1 protein-coding gene and 1 pseudogene are annotated in these 1102 nt (G+C 50.4%); both read right to left on the reverse strand.

What is annotated here, in order from left to right:
• Positions 1-576 (reverse strand): annotated as a pseudogene (locus J07HQW2_RS03075) (RNA-guided endonuclease TnpB family protein); the annotation flags it as partial.
• Positions 577-758: 182 nt separating this feature from the next.
• Positions 759-1067, reverse strand: coding sequence for a type II toxin-antitoxin system PemK/MazF family toxin (locus tag J07HQW2_RS03080; RefSeq protein ID WP_021053856.1), 309 nt, complete (start codon positions 1065-1067; stop codon positions 759-761).
• Positions 1068-1102 lie beyond the last annotated feature (35 nt).

A 1102-nucleotide genomic window follows, 5' to 3' on the forward strand; every position in this document is an offset into this window, starting at 1 on the left:
ATCAACGCCGACAACGGTATCTGCATCGTCCGGGCTTGCCACGTCACAGTCTTCTTTCGTGACGGTAACGTGGAGTCGCCATTCGTCGTGTTTGTGGACGACTTCGGCTGTCCCGACATGCCACTCAGCATTGTTCAACGCGGTTCGTAGTCGGTCAAACTGGTCGGGACTCCCCCGAAGCTCGCCTTTGACGTGATTGCGTGGTGCAGCACTGATTCTGAACTGAATGGCATCATTTTCAGGAAACAGGCGGTAGCCTTCGGTGTGATTCATCACCATCGGATACCGACCCTCAATGTATGGGTAGGGACGACCCCACCCGTCTGCTTTGTTATCGTGATACCGCTCAATCTCACCGAGAGCTTTGTCAACGATGAGTTGCGTCGTATTCTGGACGTGATCGGCGTTGTCAACAACGATTGATTTGATCTTGTCCCAGTCCCAGTGCTGCCGGTCAAGTCGATTCACTTCATTGCGGATGCGACGGGCTTCGATACACCCGTCATGCAAGTCGTCTGGACTCCCCGTAGCAATATCTAAACCGAATGATAGTGTTTGGGTAAGTCCCGACGACATCGCTATGTTATGCTATATATGTAGTTTATTAAATTCATCGTTGTGACGCGCTTCACCCCCGCCCACGGTGGGGCGGGGTACTCGCGCTGTTTCTTTTATAGAAGTCTTGTCGTGGTGGCTTGACTCAAACATAACTAAACCAATATTATAAGAAATATGGCTATTTCTCTTTGATTTTGACTTCAATCGCCTATACCAACCAATCTCATGAGTTCTTGCGCAATCTGATTCGTGGTTTCTGTCGTGATTCGCTCGAGACGATCAGTTACTGTTTCGTGCTTAAGTGTCAAGATATACCACGGTGAGGTCCAGCTTCGCTTCGGTGCGCCACCTTCTGCCCATGTATCCGGAGTGAGCTCAATCGCTCCGTCTCGCTCTGTGGTTGTTACGCCAGCCACGAGATATTCTTCTCCATAGAATGGGTGGTGTTCATCGCTCAGAACAATGTACGGCCGTCCACCTTCTCTAAATGGGGCTGAGTGCCATAGCACATCACCCCGAGAGTATGCCTCGATAAGTTAGCTAA

Source organism: Haloquadratum walsbyi J07HQW2 (assembly GCF_000415985.1).
Taxonomy (GTDB): Archaea; Halobacteriota; Halobacteria; order Halobacteriales; family Haloferacaceae; genus Haloquadratum; species Haloquadratum walsbyi_B.